Here is a 20,278-nt window from a genome sequence, read left to right on the forward strand (position 1 = left end):
AAATAGAGGGGGCGGGTCCCTTGCTTACCCAAGAGAGTAAAAAACCCCCCCCCCCCCCGGTGCCACCCCCTCCCTTTCCCCCACCCCCTCCGGCTCCGCGTTCCGGGGCGCCCGCCCCGAGGGGCGCGGTCCGCCGCGACGTGTCGCGCGGTTCCCCGCACCTCTGACGGGTCCGCCCTCCGGTCTTCCGGGCAGAGGATGACCCCCCGGGGGCGTGGGGAACAGCGCACTCAGCCGACGCGGCGCCGCACTCGGGACGACACCGCAAGCGGCACCCCCGGGGTCCTGGTCACCGCGACGGGGCCGGGAGGTAGCCCGCGGGGCAGGTGCTGAAGGTGCCACGGCCATGCGTGCGGCTCCGCAGCCCGGTGGCGTAACCGAACAGCTCGGCCAGGGGGACGGTCGCCGTGAGGACCGTGGAGCCCATGGCCACCGCGCCGGAGGCGGTCACCCGGCCGCGGCGCGCGGCCAGGTCGCCGAGGACGGCGCCCACGGCGCTCTCGGGCACGGTAACCGTCACCTCGGTCACCGGTTCCAGCAGCACCATCGCGGAGGCCCGCAGCGCCTCGCGGAGAGCGAAACGGCCCGCCGTGCGGAAAGCCAGCTCCGAGGAGTCCTTCGCATGGGTCGCCCCGTCCGTCAGCGTGACGCGCACCCCCGTCACGGGGTGACCGCCCAGCGGCCCCTGCGCGAGAGCGTCACGGCAGCCGTCCTCGACCGCGCGAACGTACTCACGCGGCACCCGGCCACCGGTCACCGTCGAGGTGAACACGAACTCCTCCTCCCCCTCCTCGGCGCCGAGCGGCGCCACATCGATGACGACATGGGCGAACTGCCCCGCCCCGCCGTCCTGTTTGACATGCCGGTGGACATGGCCCGTCACCCCGCGGACGACCGTCTCCCGGTAGGCGACCTGCGGGCGGCCGACGCCGACCTCCAGGCCGTGGGCGCGGCGGATCTTCTCCACCGCGACCTCCAGGTGCAGTTCGCCCATGCCCGCGAGCACCATCTGGCCGGTCTCGGGATCGGTCCTGACGGCGAGCGACGGGTCCTCCTCGACCAGCCGTGCGAGCGCCGACACCAGCCGTTCGGTGTCGGTGTTGCGGGCGGCCTCGACCGCGACGGAGACGACCGGGTCGGCCGCCACCGGGGGTTCGAGCACCAGCGGGGCGCCCGGCGCGCACAGCGTGGTGCCCGCGCGGGCGGCCTTCGGCCCGACCACCGCGACGATGTCCCCGGCGACCGCCTGTTCCAGCTCGGTCTGCCGGTCGGCGTGCAGCCGCAGGATGCGGCCGATCCGCTCGCCGCGCCCGGTGCCCGCGTCCAGCACCGTGTCTCCCTTCCTGATCGTTCCCGCGTAGATCCGCAGGCAGGTCAGCCGCCCGGTGGCGGTCGAGTTGACCTTGAACACCAGCCCGGCGAAGGGTTCCGCCGGGTCGGCCGCGCGTTCGCGCGTTTCGCCGTCGAGCGTGCCCCGGACCGGGTGCACGTCCAGCGGCGACGGCAGATAGGCCGCCACCGCGTCCAGCAGCGGTTCGATGCCGCGGTCGCGGTAAGCCGAGCCGCAGAGGACCACGACGCCCTCTCCGCCGCGGGTGAGGTCGCGCAGGGCCGCCGTCAGGGTCGGCTCCGACAGCGCCGAGCGCGCGCAGAATTCCTCCAGCGCGGCCGGGTGCAGCTCCGCCACCGTCTCCTCCAGCAGCCGTCGCCGCCGGTCCGCCTCCTGCTTCAGCTCGTCGGGCACCGCGCCTTCGCGCGGGCCGCCGCCGTCCGTCCAGACCAGGGCGCGCATCCGCAGCAGGTCGACGACGCCCGTGAAGCCGTCCTCCCGGCCGATCGGGAGCTGGACGACCAGCGGGACGGTGTGCAGCCGCCGTCGGATGGAGTCGACCGCCCGGTCCAGATCGGCGCCCGCGCGGTCCAGCTTGTTGACGAAGACGATCCGCGGCACGCCGTGCCGGTCCGCCTGCCGCCACACCGACTCGCTCTGCGGCTCGACGCCCGCTACGGCGTCGAACACGGCGATGGCGCCGTCGAGCACCCGCAGCGAGCGCTCCACCTCGTCGGCGAAGTCGACGTGCCCCGGGGTGTCGATCAGGTTGAACCAGTGCCCGTCCCACTCGCAGCTCACCGCGGCGGCGAAGATGGTGATGCCGCGGTCGCGCTCCTGGGAGTCGAAGTCGGTGACGGTCGTCCCGTCGTGGACCTCGCCGCGCTTGTGGGTGGCGCCGGTGAGGTAGAGGAACCGTTCGGTGACGGTGGTCTTGCCCGCGTCCACGTGGGCGAGGATGCCCAGGTTCCTGACGTCGGCGAGTGCCGGTACGGACGGACGGTTCGGGTTGCTGCGCACGGCCTGTGACCTTTCGGATGATCCGGTGAGGTGGCGGCGCGATTGTCGTGACGTACGACCGATGTGGCCCCGTCCGGAGAGCCGTGAAGCCGCGCGGCCGTAGCGCCGAGCCGCGCCCGGGTGTCCGGGCGTACGGGTACGGCGGCGGGCCTGGCAGGCAGGGCGGCGGGGAGGCGGGGTCGAGCGGATCGGTCGGGGGCCCGACGGGGTCAGGCGGGCGTCACGGGGCCACGGTGCCGGCCGCGCAGCGGGCACCGGGCGGACCGAGACACCAGAATCACCCGGTGCCGGGTCGGGGGAACGACGACTGCGCTGCGGTGACGCACGGCCGGGCTCCCCTCATTGGTCCGTTCACTCGTCATGGCACGCGCCGTCCGATGGTGGCGGCGCGTGGACGCGTGCCGAGTGTAGGGAGGCGGCTCCGGTCGCCGCACCGGGTTTTTCCGGTGCGGCGGGTCCGGGTCGGTGGCGGGCGGCGTCAGGCCGGGGCGCTCGCGTACATCCGGGAGACGACCTCGGGCAGCAGGCGCTCGGTGAGGCGCGGGGGCAGGGCCTGGAGGACGGCGAGGACGGGGGCCATGCGGTCGGGCAGCGCGCCGCCGGGGCCGACGCCGGCGAGCTGGAGGGCGAGCGCCGCCTCGTCGGGGCCGAGGGTGTCCGGGTCGAGCGCGGCGGCCAACTCCACGAGTCCGGGGTCGACGGCGGTCGGGCCGTACGCGCGGGCCCTGGTCACGGCGTCGGCCAGCTGGGCGAGGAGTTCGTCGATCCGGTCCGGGTCCGCGACGGCGGCGGTGACCGTGAGGTGCACATTGGACGGTGAGCCGCCGAAGGCGGGCTGCGGCTGGAGGTACCAGCCGAGCAGCCGCATCTCGTCCGCGACCACGAACGGGTCGAGCGCCGGGTCGGCGGAGGCGACGGCCACCAGCGACGCCTCGGGGGCGCCGAGCACCCGCAGCCCCTCGATCCGGCCGATCCCCTCGACCAGCCGTACGGTCGCCGCGTGCACGCGGCGGGACAGGTCGGTGTACCCGTCGGTGCCGACCCTGCGCAGCACCGCCCAGGCGGCGGCGAGCGGCCCGGCGGACTTGGTGCCCTGCAAGGTCGCGTTGACGACCGGGTAGCCCGGCCAGGAGGCGTGCGCGAACCAGCCGTGCCTGCGCAGTTCCGCGTCCCGGAAGAGCAGCACGGAGGCGCCCTTGGGCGTGTAGCCGTACTTGTGCAGGTCGACCGAGAGCGAGGTGACGCCGGGCACCGCGAGGTCGAAGGCGGGCGGCGGCGCGATGCCGTCGGCCAGCCGCCGGTGCGCCAGGTACCAGCCGCCGATGCAGGCGTCCACGTGGCACAGCGTGCCGCGTTCCGCCGCCGCCCGCGCCACCTCGGCGACAGGGTCGAGCACGCCGTGCGCGTAGGAGGGCGCGGAGACGACGACGAGGGCGGTACGGGGGCCGATGGCGGCTGTCATGTCCTCGGCCCGCACCCGGAAGGTCTCCGGGTCCACCGGGACGCTCACGACGGTGAGTCCGAAGAGCGCCGCGGCCTTGTGGAAGGCGGCGTGCGCGGTGACGGGGAGCACGATCTCGGGCGCGGTGACGCCGCGCGTCCTGCGGGCGTGCTCGCGGGCGGTGAGAACGGCCAGCAGGCAGCTCTCGGTGCCGCCGCTGGTGAAGGTGCCCGCCGTCCGCGGGCCGCCGCCGAGCACGGCCGCCGCCCGCCCCACGACGTCGTTCTCCAGCGCGACCACGCTGGGGAAGGCGGTCATGTCGAGGCCGTTGACGCCCGCGAAGGCGGCCTGGGCGCTCGCCGCCAGATCGTCGAGCCCGTCGAGTCCCGCGTCGTAGACGTACGCCATCGTCCGTCCGCCGTGCACGGGCAGGTCGGCGGCGCGCAGTCCGGCGAGGTGCTTCAGGATCGCGTCGTCGGTCCGGTCGTCCGTTTCGTCCATGCGCGGGAATCTAGGCCAGCGCCAGGACACACACCAGGCCCGAAGCAGAATATTGTTCAACTTCTGCTTCGGGCCCGGAAGGACGGGCCGGGCGCTCGGGCGCGGTTCCTACCGCTTGAGCGTCGGCTTCAGTTCCATCAGCCGGGCCAGCAGCCCGTTGACGAAGGCCGGTGACTCGTCGGTGGAGAACTCCTTGGCGAGCTGCACCGCCTCGTCCAGCACGACCGCGTCCGGGACGTCGTCCTCCCAGAGCAGCTCGTACGTGCCGAGCCTCAGCACATTGCGGTCCACGACCGGCATCCGGTCGAGCGACCAGCCGACGGAGTAGCTGGACAGCAGTTCGTCGATCCGCTCGGCGTGCGCCTCACAGCCCTCGACGAGCCGCATCGTGTACTCGGTGACCGGCGGCTGCCGGTCGTCGGTCCTGGCGAGCCGGATCCAGTCCGCCATGGCGGTCTTGGGGTCGACGCCCCGCTGTTCCGCCTCGAAGAGGATCTGGAAGGCCCGCTTGCGGGCCTTGTTCCGGGCAGCCACGGTTAGCTGTTCACCCGGCCGAGGTAGTCGCCCGTACGGGTGTCGACCTTGACCTTCTCACCCGTGGTGATGAAGAGCGGGACGCCGATCTCGTAACCGGTCTCCAGGCGGGCGGGCTTGGAGCCGCCGGTGGAGCGGTCGCCCTGGACGCCGGGCTCGGTGTACTCGATGACCAGCTCGACGGAGGCGGGCAGCTCGACGTAGAGCGCGGAGCCCTCGTACATCGCCACGACCGCCTCGAAGCCCTCGAGGAGGTAGTTGGCGGCGTCGCCGACCGTCTCGGGCGCGATGATGATCTGGTCGTAGGTCTCGGTGTCCATGAAGACGAAGTCGGTGCCGTCCTTGTAGGAGAACTGCATGCCGCGCTTGTCGACGTTGGCGGTCTCGACCTTCACGCCCGCGTTGAAGGTCTTGTCGACGACCTTCCCGGAGAGCACGTGCTTCAGCTTGGTGCGCACGAAGGCGGGGCCCTTGCCGGGCTTGACGTGCTGGAACTCGACTACGGTCCAGAGCTGGCCGCTGTCGAGCTTGAGCACGAGGCCGTTCTTGAGGTCGTTCGTGGTGGCCACGGTTGCGGAATCTCCTGAAAGTGCTGCTTCGGGGACCGAGGAGGGCACGCGCCCGTCACAGGGCGAGCAGTTCCTTGGTCGTGATGGTGAGTAGCTCGGGCCCGCCGTCCGCCAGTGGACGTACGACGAGTGTGTCGTCGATGCGGACACCGCCGCGGCCCGGAAGGTGGACCCCCGGTTCGACGGTGACCGGCACGCAAGCGTCCAGTTTACCCATGGCCGCAGGTGACAGCCGAGGGTCCTCGTCGATTTCCAGACCCACGCCGTGTCCCGACCACTGTGCCAGACCCTCCGCGTGGCCGGCGGCGGTGAGCGGGCTCCGGGTCGCGTGGTCGACGTCTCGGCAGGCCACACCGGGTGCGAGCGCCTCGCGGCCGGCCCGCTGGGCGGCGAACACCAGCTCGTAGAGGTCGATCTGCCAGGCTGCGGGAGCGGTGCCGATGACGAACGTACGGCCGACTTCGCAGCGGTAGCCGCGGTAGCGGGCGCCGAGCCGGACGGTCAGGAAGTCGCCCTCCTCGACGCGGCGGTCGGTCGGCACGTGCCGGGGCGCGCCGGAGTTCGGCCCGGTGCCGACGGAGGTGCGGAAGGCGGGGCCCTCGGCGCCGTGGTCGACCAGGCGGCGCTCCAGCTCCAGGGCGAGGTGCCGTTCGGTGCGGCCGACCAGGATCGACTCCAGCAGCTCGCCGAGGGCCTGGTCGGCGATCTCCGCGGCGATCCTGAGGTTGGCGATCTCGTGCTCGTCCTTGACCAGCCGGAGCTGTTCGACGGCGCCGCCGAGGTCGGACAGCGGGAGCGCGCCGACGACCGAGCTGATCGCGCGGTGCCGGGTCACCGTCAGGTGGTGCTCCTCGACGGCGAGGGAGTCGGCGCGGTGCTCGCGGGCCAGGTCGGCGGCGGCCACCGCCGCGTCGCCGTCCGGCGTCGCCAGCACCACCGCGCGCAGGTCGCCGGGCAGCGGTTCGTCGCGGTCGTCCTGCGGCGGTGTGAGGTGCACCAGCGCGTCGTCGTCCGGGCCGATCAGCAGCGCCGCGCCTTGCGGCGCGCAGCCGGTCAGGTAGCGGATGTTCGCGGGACGGGTCACCAGCGCGGCGGACGCGCCGTTCGCCGCGCACCGGTCGCGCAGCCGTGCTCTGCGTGCTGCGTGCACCTCGGACATGTGGCGAGCGTATGGGCGCGTCGGCGGCCCGGCTTCCTGAGCGCGTCCACCCGTGGCGCCGGGCCGCCGGCCGCCGCCCGCGCCCGTACCGCCGAAGGCTCGCCTGCCGCGTGAGCCCGTACGCGGGCCGCTCGCCCGCCGCCGCCGGATCGTGCGGGCGGGCTACCAGATGGGCGGGCCCTGGGCGCTGCGGGCCACGACGCGGTCGAGGGCGGCGGCGGCGGAGACCACGTCGAGCTGGGAGTTGTCGATGATGGGCAGGCCCGAGCCGTACCAGCCCGCCATACGGCCATGGATCCGGGCGACTTCCTCGTCCGACAGGCGGCGGTTGCCGGTGCGCTCCGCGTTGCGGGTCAGGACGACGTCCAGTCCCGGGAGCAGGACGACGGGGAGCAGGCCGGGCCCGACGTGCCGCTTCCAGCCGCCGAGGCCGACGGCGGGGCGGTCGGGGAAGACGGCGTCGTCGATGATGCAGGAGACGCCGTTGGCCAGGAAATTACGGGCGGCGAAGCCGCAGGTGCGGCGGGCCAGCCGGTACTGCGCCTCGGAGTGCTCGTTCCACCCCGCCTGCGGGTCGGCGAAACCGGCCCGCACCCATTCGCGTACGTCGTCCAGGCTGATGTGCGCGGTCGGCGCGCCGCGGTGGTCGGCCCAGTGCCGCGCGATCGTCGTCTTGCCCGCCCCCGCCGCGCCGATCAGCAGCACGGCTATCGGGCCGTGCGAGGCGCCGGACAGCGAGCCGTTGCCGTGCGGCGCCGGGACCTGCACGGGCGCGGGCGACGACAACGGGAAGTGCCCCGTACTGACGCCCGTCCCCTGGGGCGGGGTGGGGCCACCGGGCTGCGGCGCCCCCACAGCGTGCTGCATCTCGCCCCACTCCATCCCGTACGGAGGACCAGCTTCTTGAACCGGCCGGTAACGAACCCGTTCGACACGGAACGGTACAGCCCCTGACGGCCGTTGTGTGAACGAGCCGCGCTCCTCCAGGGTGCCCCGCTAGGAGCCGCCGTCCTCCGCGAGGGCGCGCAGCGCCAGCCGGTACGAGCCGATGCCGAATCCGGCGACCGTACCGGAGGCGACGGCGGCCACGACGGAGTTGTGCCGGAACGCCTCGCGCGCGTACGGGTTGGAGATGTGCACCTCGATCAGCGGCGCGGTCCGCTGCGCGGCGGCGTCGCGCATCGCGTAGGAGTAGTGCGTGAAGGCGCCGGGGTTGAGGACGACGGGAATCCGGCCGTCGGCCGCCTCGTGCAGCCAGCCGATCAGCTCCGCCTCGTCGTTGGTCTCGCGGACCTCGACGTCGAAGCCCAGCTCGGCGCCGAGCTTGGTGCACTCCTCGACCAGACCGGCGTACGAGGTCGCGCCGTAGACGTCGGGCTCGCGGGAGCCGAGGCGCCCGAGGTTGGGGCCGTTGAGCACCAGGACGCGGGTGGTCACGCGGAGACCTCCCCGTAGGCGGCGAGCAGGACGGCCGGGTCGGGGCCCTCCAGCACGGTCGGCTTGGCGAGTCCGTCGAGGACGATGAAGCGCAGCATGTCGCCGCGGGACTTCTTGTCGACCTTCATGGTCTCCACCAGCTTCGGCCACTGGTCGCCGCGGTAGGTCAGCGGCAGTCCGACGGACTCCAGTACGGCGCGGTGCCGGTCGGCGGTCGCGTCGTCCAACCGCCCGGCCAGGCGGCCGAGTTCGGCGGCGAAGACCATGCCGACGGAGACGGCGGCGCCGTGCCGCCAGTTGTAGCGCTCGTTCTTCTCGATCGCGTGCGCCAGCGTGTGGCCGTAGTTGAGGATCTCGCGGAGGCCGGACTCCTTGAGATCCGCGGAGACGACCTCGGCCTTGACCCGGATGGCGCGTTCGATCAGCTCGCCGGTGTGCGGGCCCTCCGGGCCGCGGGCGGCGGCCGGGTCGGACTCGATCAGGTCGAGGATGCCGGGGTCGGCGATGAACCCGGCCTTGATGATCTCGGCGAGGCCGCTGACGTAGTCGTTGACCGGCAGCGAGGCGAGCGCGGCGAGGTCGCAGAGGACTCCGGCGGGCGGGTGGAAGGCGCCGACAAGATTCTTGCCCTCCGCGGTGTTGATGCCGGTCTTGCCGCCGACGGCCGCGTCGACCATGCCGAGCACGGTGGTGGGCACGGCGATCCAGCGCACTCCGCGCAGCCAGGTCGCGGCCACGAAACCGGCCAGGTCGGTGGTGGCGCCGCCGCCGACGCCGACGATCACGTCGGTGCGGGTGAAGCCGGTCTGGCCGAGCGCCTTCCAGCAGTAGGCGGCGACCTCGGCGGTCTTGGCCTCCTCGGCGTTCGGGAGCTGGATGGCGATGGCCTCGAAGCCCTGCTCCGCGAGGTCCTCGCGGATCGCCTCGCCGGTCCCGGCCAGCGCCTCGGGGTGCAGGACGGCCACCCGGCGCGCCTTGGGCCCGATCAGTCCCGGCAGTTCGCCGAGGAGCTGGTGACCGACCAGCACCTCGTACGCCTCGGTGCCCGCCGTGGCACCGACCTGGATACGGGTGGGGGGCGCCACCGCGTCGTTCTCGCTCATGCGTCCTTCAGTTGGAGTGCGTCGAGGACGGCCTCGGCCACGTCCTCGGGGGTGCGGTCGTCGGTGCTGACCACGGCGCGGGCGATCTCCGTGTACAGCGGGCGGCGTACGTCCATTAGCTCGCGCCACTGCTGGCGCGGGTTGACCGCGAGCAGCGGGCGCGGCGCGTCCAGGCCGACGCGGCGGACGGCCTGGTGCAGGCCGACGTCGAGGAAGACCACCGGCAGACCGGCCAGCAGGTCGCGGGTGGGGCCGTCCATGACGGCGCCGCCGCCCAGCGACAGCACTCCCTCGTGCTCGGCGACGGCGGTGCGGACCGCGGCGCGTTCCAGCTCGCGGAAGCGCGGCTCGCCGTCGTCGATGAAGATCTCGGGGATCGGCTTGCCCGCGACGGCCTCCACATCGGCGTCGGTGTCGCGGTACGTGGTGCCCAGCCGGTCGGCGAGCGCGCGGCCGACGGTGGTCTTGCCCGCTCCGGGCGGGCCGACGAGGACGATCGCCGGGCCGGTCACTTGATCGCCAGGTTGTCGAGGAAGCCGCGGACGCTGCGCCGGGTCTGTACGACCGAGTCGCCGCCGAACTTCTCAGCGACCGCGTCGGCCAGCACCAGGGCGACCATCGCCTCGGCGACGATGCCCGCCGCGGGCACCGCGCACACGTCGGAGCGCTGGTGGTGGGCCTGGGCGACCTCGCCGGTGGTGACGTCGATGGTGGCGAGCGCGCGGGGCACGGTGGCGATCGGCTTCATCGCGGCGCGAACCCGCAGCACCTCTCCGGTGCTCATGCCGCCCTCGGTGCCGCCGGACCTGCCGGAGGCGCGCCGGACGCCGTCGGGGCCCGGCACGATCTCGTCGTGCGCCTTGGAGCCGGGCACCCGGGCCAGGTCGAAGCCGTCGCCGACCTCGACGCCCTTGATCGCCTGGATGCCCATCAGCGCGGCGGCCAGCCGTGCGTCGAGCCTGCGGTCCCAGTGCACGTGCGAGCCGAGGCCGACCGGCACTCCGTACGCCAGCACTTCCACGACGCCGCCGAGCGTGTCGCCGTCCTTGTGGGCCTGGTCGATCTCCGCGACCATCGCCTTGCTCGCGTCCGCGTCCAGGCAGCGCACCGGGTCCGCGTCCAGCCGCTCCTCGTCGCCGGGCACCGGCACCACGCCGTAGGGCGCCTTCGCCCCGGCCAGTTCCACCACGTGCGAGACGATCTCGATGCCCGCGGTCTCCTTCAGGTACGACCGCGCGACCGCGCCCAGCGCCACCCGCGCCGCGGTCTCCCGCGCGCTGGCCCGCTCCAGCACCGGCCGTGCCTCGTCCAGGTCGTACTTCTGCATCCCCGCCAGGTCCGCGTGGCCGGGTCGCGGCCGGGTCAGCGGCGCGTTGCGCGCCAGGCCCGCCAGGATCTCCGGGTCCACCGGGTCGGCCGACATGACCTGTTCCCACTTGGGCCACTCGGTGTTGCCCACCATCACGGCCACCGGGCTGCCCATGGTGAGGCCGTGCCGTACGCCGCCCAGGAAGGTCACCTCGTCGCGCTCGAACTTCATCCGCGCCCCGCGCCCGTATCCCAGCCGCCGCCGCGCCAGCGCGTCCGCCACCAACTCCGTGGTGACCGGCACCCCGGACGGCAGCCCCTCCAACGTCGCGACGAGTGCGGGTCCGTGCGACTCCCCCGCGGTCAGCCAGCGCAACCTGCTCAACGGTGCTCCCTCGATGTGCGCGTCCCGGTCCGGCCGCCCCCGAGCAACGGCGTGCCGTCCTGTCCCCCGATCCTCCCACGCCGACGTGCCGTGCCCCGACACGGTCCACCGTGCGGACAGCGACCGGCCGGAACCGTCACCCCCGCGGCAGCGCGGCCTCGCCCGCCGCGCGCATGGCCGCGAGGGGGGCGGGGGCGTGGCCGGTGTACTGCTCGATCTGGAGGACGGCCTGGTGGACCAGGAGGTCGAGGCCGCCGACGACCGGGGCGTCGCGGCGGGACCAGGCGGCGGCCAGCGGGGTGGGCCAGGGGTCGTAGAGGACGTCGAAGAGGGCGCCGGGGGCGGGCGGGACGGCGGCGGCGAGGTGGTCGGCGGCGCCGGCCGGGGTGGTGGCGATGACCAGCGGCTCGTCGAGGGCCTTGGCGGCGTCGGCCCAGTCGGCGACGCGCACGGCGACACCGAGGCGGTCGCCCCACTGCCGCATCTCGGCGGCGCGCGCCGGGCCGCGCACGTACGCGGTGACCTCGGCCGTGCCGAGCCGCGCGAGCGCGGCCAGCGCGGAGGAGGCGGTGGCCCCGGCGCCGAGGACCGCCGCGGAGGGCACGGAGGTGATGCCGCGCTCCCGCAGGGCGGCGAGCATGCCGGGGATATCGGTGTTGTCGCCCCTGCGGCGGCCGTCGGGGCCGAGCACGACCGTGTTGACGGCCTCCACGGACGCGGCCGTCTCGGTGATCTCGTCCAGCAGCGGGATCACGGCCCGCTTGAGCGGCATCGTCAGCGACAGACCGCGCCAGACGGCGGGGTCGAGGCCACCGATGAAGCCGGGCAGCGCGGCCTCGTCGACCTCGAAGCGGTCGTAGCGCCACTCGTCGGCGAGGCCCATCGCCTCGAACGCGGCCCGGTGCAGCACCGGGGAGAGCGAGTGCGCGATGGGTGACCCGAGCACCGCCGCACGGCGGGTGCCCGGGTGTCCGGTCGTGTCCACGGAAGAAGTGCCCCGGTCCTACTGGCTGTTGTACTGGTCGTAGAGCTTCTGGAACTCGGCGTGTGTCGAGGTGAACTTGGTCGTCTTGCCGTCCAGCGAGATGAAGTAGTACCAGTTCCCGCTGTCGGGGTTCATCGCCGCCTTCAGCGCGTCGACGCCCGGGTTGCCGATCGGCCCCGGCGGCAGGCCCTTGTACTTGTACGTGTTGTACGGGTCGTCCAGGGACTTGATCTTGGCGAGGCTGATGTTCGTGGCGCTGGTGTTCTTGATGTAGTTGTACGTCGAGTCGAACTGGAGCAGTCCGAAGGTCTCCTTGTTGGTGGGGACCATCCGGTTGTAGACGACCTTGGCCATCTTGCGGAAGTCGTCGTCGGTCTTGCCCTCGGCCTGCACCAGGCTGGCGACGGTGAGCAGTTGCAGCGGCGAGCTGAGATTCTGCTTCTTCGCCTCGGCGACCATGTCGAACTGGGCGTACTGCTTCTTCGCCTCGCCGACCATCTCGCGCAGCAGCGCTTCGGGCTTCATGCCCTTGGCGACGCCGTAGCGGGACGGGAAGAGGAAACCTTCCAGCGGGTCCTTCACCTTGGAGCTGGTGTCCGCCCAGTCCGGCAGTCCGAGGTTCTTGGCCTGGTCGTGCGCGACCTTCTTCGTGCTGCCCGCGGAGAGGCCGAGACGCTTATCGATGGCGTCGTAGATCTGCGCGTCGCGCATGCCCTCGGCGATGATCATCGCGTTCTGGGACTTGGGGTCGAGCATCATCGTGACGGCCGAGGCCGCCGACATCTGCTTGTTGAGGACGTAGACGCCCGCCTGGATGAACTGGCCCTTGGGGTTCTTGCGGGCCGCGGCGGTGAAGGCGTCGACGCTCTTGACCACACCGTCGGACTTGAGGATGTTGCCCATGGTGGTGATCGTCGAGCCCTTGGGGATCTCGACCTGGACCTCGCCCGCGCCGTTGCCCGAGTAGTCGGGGGCCGGGCCGAAGCGGTCCTGGTAGAAGTTGTAGCCGAAGTAGCCGACGCCGCCGAGGCCGCCGCCCAGGACGACCAGGACGACCAGGCACGCGCAGCCGCTGCGGCGCTTCTTGCCGCCCTTGGCGGGGGCCGACTTGCCCGCGCGCCTGCCGCCGCCGCTCGTGGTGGTGGTCGCGGGGGCGTCGTCATCGTCGTCGTCGCGGCCGGAGAAGAAGGCGTGCTCGCGCGGGTCGTCGTCCTCCCCCGCGTCCCAGTCGCCGGTGTTGCCCGGAGCCGTCCGCAGCGGGCGCGCGCCCGGCTCCTGCGGGTGACCGTCCTGCGCCCCCTGGACGCCTTGCGTGCCCTGCGCCGGGCCCTGGCCCTGTGGCTGGCCCTGGCCGTGCAGCGGCGCCTGCGGCTGACCCTGCCCCGGAGCGCCCTGACTCAGACCGCCCTGTCCCGGACCGCCCGGCCCCTGCCCGGGCCCCTGGCCCTGGAACGGCGCCTGCGGCTGCTGCCGGTACTGGGGCTGCTGCGGCGGCGGGTAGCCGTTCTGCCCGTAGAAGTCGGGCTGCGGGCCGCCCGCGTACGGATCCTGCGGCTGGTGCCCGCCATACGGGTCCTGGTGGCCGTATCCGCCGACCGAGTGGGAGCCGGTGTCGTAGCCGTCGTACTGCGCCTGCGGGTACTGCTGCTGTTGAGGGTGCTGCTGGGGGTGCTGCTGAGGCTGGTACTGCCCCTGCGGGTGCTGCGGCTGCTGCTGCGGGTACCCCTGCTGCTCGTACTGCTGCGGGGTCTGGGGGTACTGCTGGCCGCCCTGCTGCTGCGGGTACTGCTGCTGGTGCTGACCGGTGGCGTAGGGGTCGTACTCCGCCTGCGGGTACTGCACCTGCTGCTGCGGCGGGTAGGGCTGCTGCGCCTGGTCGTAGCCGTCACCGAAGAGCGGGTCCTCGGGATGCCACGGTTCGGAGCCGGCGCCCCGGCCATAGTCAGTCATCGGTCCCCTTGGTACGCGGTCTGCAACCGGCTTGCCGACCCTGTGAAACGGGCGGCGCCCGAGGGGCGCCGCCGTGTCGCGCGAGACGTTACCGTATCGCGATCAGATGACCACTTCGACGCTCTCGCCCGGAGCTTTACCCGACACCCGTTCGGTCTCCAGCGCACTTTGCAAAATAATGACCGCGGCAGCCTGATCCACTACGGAGCGTCCCTTTTTCGCCTTCACTCCGGAGGCGCGGAGCCCTTGCGTGGCCGTGACCGTACTCATGCGTTCGTCCACCAGGCGCACCGGAACCGGCGAGATGACTTTCGCCACATGCTGGGCGAAGCCGCGGACCTTGGCCGCCGCCGGGCCCTCGCCCCCGTTGAGGGAGCGCGGCAGCCCGACGACGACCTCGATCGGCTCGTACTCCGCCACGATCGCGGCGAGCCGCCGCAGCGCCGCGGGCACGTCCCGGCCGGGCACCGTCTCGACCGGCGTGGCGAGGATTCCGTCGGGGTCGCACGAGGCGACCCCGATGCGGGCGTCCCCGACATCCACCGCGATCCTCCGGCCCCTCCTCATGCCGCCTTCCCGCCCCGGGCGGCTCGGATCCGGCGAACCGTCCGTCACGCCTTCTCGCCCACCAGGCGCTGGACGGCCTCGACGGCGTCCTGGACCGCGGCCGGGTTCTGGCCGCCGCCCTGGGCCACGTCGTCCTTGCCGCCGCCTCCGCCGCCGAGGGTCTTGGCGGCGGTGCGGACCAGCTCGCCGGCCTTGATGCCGCGCTCGCGGGCGGCCTCGTTGGTGGCGATGACGGTCAGCGGGCGGCCGTTGGCGACAGTGAAGAGGGCGACGACGCCGGGGCGTCCGCCGCCGATCCGCTGGCGGACGTCGAGGACGAGCTTGCGCAGGTCGTCGGCACCGGTGCCCTCGGGGACCGTACCGGCGACCAGGGCGACGCCCTTGATGTCGGCGGCGCTCTCGGCGAGCCCTGCGGCGGCCTGGAGGACCTTCTCCGCGCGGAAGCGCTCGATCTCCTTCTCGGCGTCCTTGAGCTTGGCGAGCATCCCGGAGATCTTGTCGGGCAGCTCCTCGGGGCGGCCCTTGACCAGCTCGGTGAGCTGGGCGACGACCGTGTGCTCGCGGGCGAGGAAGTGGTAGGCGTCCACGCCGACGAGGGCTTCGACGCGGCGCACGCCGGAGCCGATCGAGGACTCGCCGAGCAGCTTCACCAGGCCGAGCTGCGCGGTGTTGTGCACATGGGTGCCGCCGCACAGCTCCTTGGAGAAGTCGCCGATGGTGACGACCCGGACCCGCTCGCCGTACTTCTCGCCGAATTCGGCGATGGCGCCCTGCCTCTTGGCCTCGGCGATCGGCAGGACCTCGGCGGTGACGTCCAGTTCGCGGGCGAGCACCTCGTTGATCTTCTGCTCGACGTCGGTGAGGACGGTGCCGGGGACGGCGGCCGGGGAGCCGAAGTCGAAGCGGAAGCGGCCGGGGGCGTTCTCGGAACCGGCCTGGGCGGCCGTCGGGCCGAGGGCGTCGCGCAGCGCCTGGTGGGTCAGGTGGGTGGCGCTGTGGGCGCGGGCGATGGCGCGGCGGCGTACGAGGTCGATCTGGGCCAGCACCCCGGCCCCGACGGTGACCTCGCCGACCTGGACGACGCCCTTGTGCACGCTGACGCCGGGCACCGGCTGCTGGACGTCGCGGATCTCGATCACAGCGCCGTTGTCGGCGCGGATGCGGCCGGTGTCGGCGAGCTGGCCGCCGCCCTCGGCGTAGAACGGGGTGCGGTCGAGCACCACTTCGATCTCGTCGCCCTCGGTGGCGGCGGGCGACGGGACACCGTCGACCAGCAGACCGACGACGGTGGCCTCGTTGTGGTTCTGGGTGTAGCCGGTGAACTCGGTGCTGCCGGAGCGGTCGGCGACCTCGCGGTAGGCGGACAGGTCGGCGTGGCCGGTCTTCTTGGCGCGGGCGTCGGCCTTGGCGCGGTCCCGCTGCTCCTTCATCAGGCGGCGGAAGCCCTCCTCGTCCACCGACAGGCCCTGTTCCGAGGCCATTTCGAGGGTGAGGTCGATCGGGAAGCCCCAGGTGTCGTGGAGCAGGAACGCCTTGTCGCCGGGGAGCACGCTGCCGCCGGCCGACTTGGTCTCGGTGATGGCGGTGTCGAGGATGTTGGTGCCGCCGCTGAGGGCCTTGAGGAAGGCGGTCTCCTCGGCGATGGCGACCGTCTCGATCCGCTTGCGGTCCGAGATCAGCTCCGGGTACTGCTCGCCCATGGTCTTGATGACGACGTCGGCCAGTTCGGCGACGACCGGTCCGGTGGCGCCCATCAGCCGCATATTGCGGATGGCGCGGCGCATGATGCGGCGCAGGACGTAGCCGCGCCCCTCGTTGCCCGGGGTGACGCCGTCGCCGATCAGCATCACGGAGGTGCGGATGTGGTCGGCGACCACGCGCAGCGACACGTCGGTGTCGTGGGCCTGGCCGTAGCGCACGCCGGTCAGTTCGGTGGCGCGGTCCATGACGACGCGCAGGGTGTCGGTCTCGTACATGTTCTGCACGCCCTGCAGGATCATCGCGAGGCGTTCGAGGCCGAGGCCGGTGTCGATGTTCTTGCTGGGCAGGTCGCCGAGGATCGGGAAGCTCTCCTTGCCCTCACCGGCGCCGCGTACGTACTGCATGAAGACCAGGTTCCAGATCTCCACGTACCGCTCGTCGTTGACGGCGGGGCCGCCCTCGACGCCGAACTCGGGGCCGCGGTCGTAGTTGATCTCGGAGCAGGGGCCGCAGGGTCCGGGGACGCCCATGGACCAGAAGTTGGGGCCCATGCCGAGGCGCTGGATGCGCTCGGCGGGGACGCCGATGACGTCGCGCCAGATCTGCTCGGCCTCGTCGTCCTCCTGGTAGACGGTGATCCAGAGCCGGTCGGCCTCCAGGCCGTAGCCACCGTCCTCCAGGGAGCCGGTGAGCAGCTCCCAGGCGTACTTGATGGCGCCTTCCTTGAAGTAGTCGCCGAAGGAGAAGTTGCCGCACATCTGGAAGAACGTGCCGTGCCTGGTGGTCTTGCCGACCTCTTCGATGTCCGGGGTGCGGACGCACTTCTGCACGCTGGTGGCGCGGTCGAAGGGCGGCTTGACCTCACCGAGGAAGTACGGCTTGAACGGGACCATGCCCGCCGGGACCAGCAGCAGAGTCGGGTCGTCCGCGATGAGCGACGCCGAAGGGACAACGGTGTGCCCGCGCTCCTCGAAGAAGCGCAGCCAGCGGCGGCGGATTTCTGCCGACTCCATCAGTGTTCGTCCTTCCGGTTGTACGCAATGCTCCGGCGCGGTGCCGGGAGTTCGGACGGGATTTCGGATTGCGGGGCGCTGCCGGTGAGGCCGAGCGCGTCCTGGAGCTCGCTCTCGCGCTGCGTCATGCCCGCCCGTACGTCCTGGGCGAACACCCGCAGCCGCGCGCCGGTCTCCAGCGCGCGGTCGGCCGCGGTCGCCGCGAGGCTCTCCGGCGTGAGGCGGCGCAGCGCCCGGTTGACCTTGGTGGTGGCCCAGACGCCGGTGGCGGCGCCGGTGACGAACCAGAACATACGGCGGAACATGTGGCCTCAGTCCTTCGAGCGGTTGCGACGGCCGCCGCGCCGGGCGGCGGGGAGCACCTTGCCTGCCTTGACGGTCCTGGCACGGGAGCGGTCGGTGCCCGCCGCGCCGTTGGCCGCCGCGCCCGCGCCCGCTCCGCCGGAGGTCCGCAGGCCGACCGCGCGCCGTACGCCGTAGCTGAAGGCGGCGACCTTCACCAGGGGTCCGCCGAAGGCCGACGCGACGGTGGAGGAGAGCGCGGAGGCGTTGGCCGTCACCTCGGCGACCTCCGCGGTGATGGTGTCGACCCGGTCGAGCTGGCTGTGGGCGGTGCGCAGCGCGTCGGAGGCGTCGCCGAGCAGCGGTACGGCCTGCTCGGTGATGCCTGCCACGAGTTCGCTGGTCCGCTTGAGCGTCTGGGCGAGCCTGACCAGCGCGACGGCCAGGAACGACACCAGGATCGCCCAGAAGACCGCCACGATGAGGCCAGCCACCTCTGCACCGGACACGTTGCTCCGCTCCCTCACCGTCGGTATCTCACGGACACTTCGCCGCGCTGTTTCGGCCGCTTCTCACGGCTGCTTCCCGCGACCGCTTCCGCGACCGCTTCTCACGACCGCGGTCCGCGGCTGGTTTTCACCACGACATCGGCCTCCGACCCTATCGCGCCGGGCCTGCGCGTCCGTACCGCATTACGCGCGCGCCGGGGCTGTCCCACAACCGGGCAAGCGCGGGCGTTATACCACTACTCGGCGACGGGATTGTACGGTCCGCGCACAGTCAAGTACGCTCCGTACACCATGGAGACTGTGGGTAACCTCCCCGCCGAGCTGACCGGCTTCGTCGGCAGGACGTCCGAACTCGCGGCGCTCGACGCGCTGTTGTCGCCGGCGGCGGAGTCCCGGCTGAGCACCGTGACCGGGGTCGGCGGGGTGGGCAAGACGCGGCTGGCGCTGCGGGCCGCCAGGCACGCGCAGGACCGTTTCCTCGGCGGCGTCTGGCTGGTCGACCTGTCCGGGCTCGGCGACGCGTCGCTGCTGGATCACGCGGTCGCGGAGGCGCTGCGGCTGGCGGACCACACCACCCGCTCGACGCGTTCGGTGCTGACCGAGCGGCTGGCCGGCCGCGAGCTGCTGCTGGTCTTCGACGGCTACGACCGGGTGCACGCCGAAGTGGCCTCCCTCGCCGCGGAGTTGCTGCGCCGCGCGCCGGGGCTGCGGGTGCTGGCGGCCGGCCGCAGGCCGCTGGGCATCACCGGGGAGCGGCTGCTGCCGCTGGCGCCGCTGCCCGCGCCGGACGCCCACAGCGACGCCGTGCGGCTGTTCGCCGAGCGCGCCGCGGCCGTGCTGCCGGGCTTCACCGTGACACCGGCCAACAGCGGTCCCGTCCTGGAGCTGTGCACCCGGCTCGACGGCCTTCCGCTCGCCCTCGAACTGGCGGCGGTCCGGCTGCGGGCGCTGTCGGTGGAGCAGGTGCTCGAACGGCTCGACGACCGCTTCCGGCTGCTGACCGGCGGCGACCCCACCGCGCCCGCCCGGCACCGCGCGCTGCGTACGGCGATCGGCTGGAGCCACGAATTGTGCACGCCGGGCCAGCGGCTGCTGTGGGCGCGGCTGTCGGTCTTCGCCGGACGGTTCGACCTGGACGCGGTGGAGTACGTGTGCGCGGGTCCCGACCTGGCCGAGGAGGACATCGTGGAGACGGTGTCCGCGCTGGTCGACCAGTCGGTGCTCAGCCGCGAGGAGGGCGCCGACGGTCTGGTGCGCTACCGGATGCTGGACACGGTCCGCGAGTACGGCGCGGGCTGGCTGGCCGCGCTCGGCGACGACGTACGGATGCGGCGGCGGCACCGCGACTGGTACCTGGGTCTGGCCACCTGGTGCGAGCTGGACTGGTTCAGCCCCCGGCAGTCGGAGGTGGCCGCGCGGGTCGAGGCCGAACTGCCCAATCTCCGGCTGGCGTTGGAGTTCAGCCTGGACGGCGCCGCGGACCGGCCGCCGGAGGACCCGGCCGTCGGCCAGTACCTGGCGGGCACCTTGTGGTTCTGCTGGGTCGGCTGCGGGCGGCTCGCGGAGGGCAGGCACTGGCTGGAGCGGGCCCTCGACCTCGCCGCGGGGCGCTCGGAGGCGCGCGCCAAGGCGATGTGGGTGTACGGCTATGTGACGCTGCTCCAGGGCGACTCGGTCACCGCGCTCGACGTGCTCCAGCAGTGCCGCAGCGAGGCCGAGGCGGCCGACAACGGCACGGCGATGGCGTACGCGGTCCACCGGCTGGGCTGCCTCGCGCTGGTCTCCGACGACATGCCGCGGGCCGAGCGGTTCATCGGCGACGCGCTGCTGCGCTACCGCCGGATCGGCGAGCTCAACAGCAACGTCCTCATGGCGCAGGTCGAGTTGGCGATGGCGGTGGCCTTCCAGGGCGACCTGGACCAGGCGGTGACCCTCGCCGCGGAGGCCCGCGACATCTGCCACGACCACGGGGAGCGCTGGACGCTGGCCTACGCGCTCTACGTCCTCGGTTACGCCGCCTGGCTCGGCGGCGACCGCGCGGAGGCGCGGCGGCTGGCCGAGGAGGCGCTGGCCATCGACCACGCCTTCCGCGACCTGGTCGGCGCGGTGCTCGCCCTGGAGCTGCTGGCCCTCATCACCGAGGACGAGGGCGCCCCGCACGAGGCGGCGGTCCTCCAGGGCGCCGCGGGGCGCCTGTGGGCCTCGGTCGGCCTGCGCCTGTTCGGCTCCCGTTTCTTCAACGCCCCGCACGTGCTGTGCGAGGCGCGCGTGCGGGCGGCGCTGGGTGACGACGCCTACGCCGCCGCCCTGAGCGAAGGCGAGCGGTTCGGGCTGGACGCGGCGGTCCACCGCGCCCTCCACCGCCCGTCGCCCGCCGCCGCCACCCGCGAGCGTCCCGCCCGGAAGGCCCCCGCCAGGAGCGCGGCCCCCGCGGAGGTGGTCGCCCCCGAGTGAGGGGGACGCGGGTACTTCCCAGCGGCGGCT

General features: G+C 72.9%; 17 protein-coding genes. 1 reads left to right on the forward strand and 16 read right to left on the reverse strand.

Annotated features, from left to right (window positions below; all coding sequences use genetic code 11):
- Window positions 1-289: 289 nt before the first annotated feature.
- From fusA to ACZ37P_RS27795, 16 genes are all read right to left on the reverse strand, one after another.
- Window positions 290-2,350 carry an elongation factor G gene (gene fusA, locus ACZ37P_RS27720; RefSeq protein WP_467349123.1) on the reverse strand — a complete coding sequence of 687 codons (2,061 nt, stop codon included), beginning with the start codon at window positions 2,348-2,350 and terminating at the stop codon, window positions 290-292.
- 478 nt (window positions 2,351-2,828) lie between these two features.
- Window positions 2,829-4,292: a pyridoxal phosphate-dependent decarboxylase family protein gene (locus ACZ37P_RS27725; protein WP_467349125.1), complete on the reverse strand. Its 1,464-nt coding sequence runs from the start codon at window positions 4,290-4,292 to the stop codon at window positions 2,829-2,831.
- A gap of 108 nt (window positions 4,293-4,400) precedes the next feature.
- Window positions 4,401-4,826 (reverse strand): transcription antitermination factor NusB, encoded by a 426-nt coding sequence (gene nusB / locus ACZ37P_RS27730; RefSeq protein WP_188285183.1) that lies wholly within the window; start codon window positions 4,824-4,826, stop codon window positions 4,401-4,403.
- Between the two features lie 2 nt (window positions 4,827-4,828).
- On the reverse strand, window positions 4,829-5,395 hold the full coding sequence (gene efp, locus ACZ37P_RS27735; protein WP_188285184.1) for an elongation factor P: 567 nt from the start codon (window positions 5,393-5,395) through the stop codon (window positions 4,829-4,831).
- A 55-nt stretch (window positions 5,396-5,450) separates the two neighbouring features.
- The gene (locus ACZ37P_RS27740) at window positions 5,451-6,554 is read right to left on the reverse strand and encodes a M24 family metallopeptidase (RefSeq protein ID WP_355348750.1); all 1,104 of its coding nucleotides are present in this window, start codon (window positions 6,552-6,554) and stop codon (window positions 5,451-5,453) included.
- 162 nt (window positions 6,555-6,716) lie between these two features.
- Window positions 6,717-7,421 (reverse strand): P-loop nucleotide/nucleoside kinase family protein, encoded by a 705-nt coding sequence (locus ACZ37P_RS27745; RefSeq protein WP_188285186.1) that lies wholly within the window; start codon window positions 7,419-7,421, stop codon window positions 6,717-6,719.
- A gap of 129 nt (window positions 7,422-7,550) precedes the next feature.
- A complete protein-coding gene (aroQ, locus tag ACZ37P_RS27750; RefSeq protein ID WP_355348746.1) occupies window positions 7,551-7,991 on the reverse strand; it encodes a type II 3-dehydroquinate dehydratase in 441 nt (146 codons plus the stop codon).
- On the reverse strand, window positions 7,988-9,094 hold the full coding sequence (gene aroB / locus ACZ37P_RS27755) for a 3-dehydroquinate synthase (RefSeq protein WP_355348743.1): 1,107 nt from the start codon (window positions 9,092-9,094) through the stop codon (window positions 7,988-7,990). The genes aroQ and aroB overlap by 4 nt, the downstream gene beginning before the upstream one ends.
- The gene (locus ACZ37P_RS27760; RefSeq protein WP_355348740.1) at window positions 9,091-9,606 is read right to left on the reverse strand and encodes a shikimate kinase; all 516 of its coding nucleotides are present in this window, start codon (window positions 9,604-9,606) and stop codon (window positions 9,091-9,093) included. The genes aroB and ACZ37P_RS27760 overlap by 4 nt, the downstream gene beginning before the upstream one ends.
- A complete protein-coding gene (gene aroC / locus ACZ37P_RS27765; protein WP_355348737.1) occupies window positions 9,603-10,787 on the reverse strand; it encodes a chorismate synthase in 1,185 nt (394 codons plus the stop codon). Before aroC ends, ACZ37P_RS27760 begins: the two co-directional genes overlap by 4 nt.
- Window positions 10,788-10,923: 136 nt before the next feature.
- Complete coding sequence (locus ACZ37P_RS27770; protein ID WP_467349129.1) at window positions 10,924-11,772, reverse strand: shikimate dehydrogenase; 849 nt, start codon at window positions 11,770-11,772, stop codon at window positions 10,924-10,926.
- Window positions 11,773-11,790: 18 nt separating this feature from the next.
- Window positions 11,791-13,722 (reverse strand): endolytic transglycosylase MltG, encoded by a 1,932-nt coding sequence (mltG, locus tag ACZ37P_RS27775; protein WP_401855105.1) that lies wholly within the window; start codon window positions 13,720-13,722, stop codon window positions 11,791-11,793.
- Between the two features lie 102 nt (window positions 13,723-13,824).
- On the reverse strand, window positions 13,825-14,289 hold the full coding sequence (gene ruvX, locus ACZ37P_RS27780) for a Holliday junction resolvase RuvX (protein ID WP_355348851.1): 465 nt from the start codon (window positions 14,287-14,289) through the stop codon (window positions 13,825-13,827).
- 44 nt (window positions 14,290-14,333) lie between these two features.
- Window positions 14,334-17,003, reverse strand: coding sequence for an alanine--tRNA ligase (alaS, locus tag ACZ37P_RS27785; protein ID WP_391160801.1), 2,670 nt, complete (start codon window positions 17,001-17,003; stop codon window positions 14,334-14,336).
- Window positions 17,003-17,308, reverse strand: coding sequence for a DUF6167 family protein (locus ACZ37P_RS27790; protein ID WP_188285194.1), 306 nt, complete (start codon window positions 17,306-17,308; stop codon window positions 17,003-17,005). The genes alaS and ACZ37P_RS27790 overlap by 1 nt, the downstream gene beginning before the upstream one ends.
- Before the next feature lie 6 nt (window positions 17,309-17,314).
- Entirely contained in the window at window positions 17,315-17,794 is a 480-nt protein-coding gene (locus tag ACZ37P_RS27795) for a DUF948 domain-containing protein (protein WP_391046625.1), read from the reverse strand.
- Window positions 17,795-18,085: 291 nt separating this feature from the next.
- Between ACZ37P_RS27795 and ACZ37P_RS27800 the strand changes: the two genes are divergently transcribed.
- Window positions 18,086-20,248 carry an ATP-binding protein gene (locus tag ACZ37P_RS27800; protein WP_467349133.1) on the forward strand — a complete coding sequence of 721 codons (2,163 nt, stop codon included), beginning with the start codon at window positions 18,086-18,088 and terminating at the stop codon, window positions 20,246-20,248.
- Window positions 20,249-20,278 lie beyond the last annotated feature (30 nt).

Source organism: Streptomyces sp. NPDC024632, assembly GCF_055559175.1.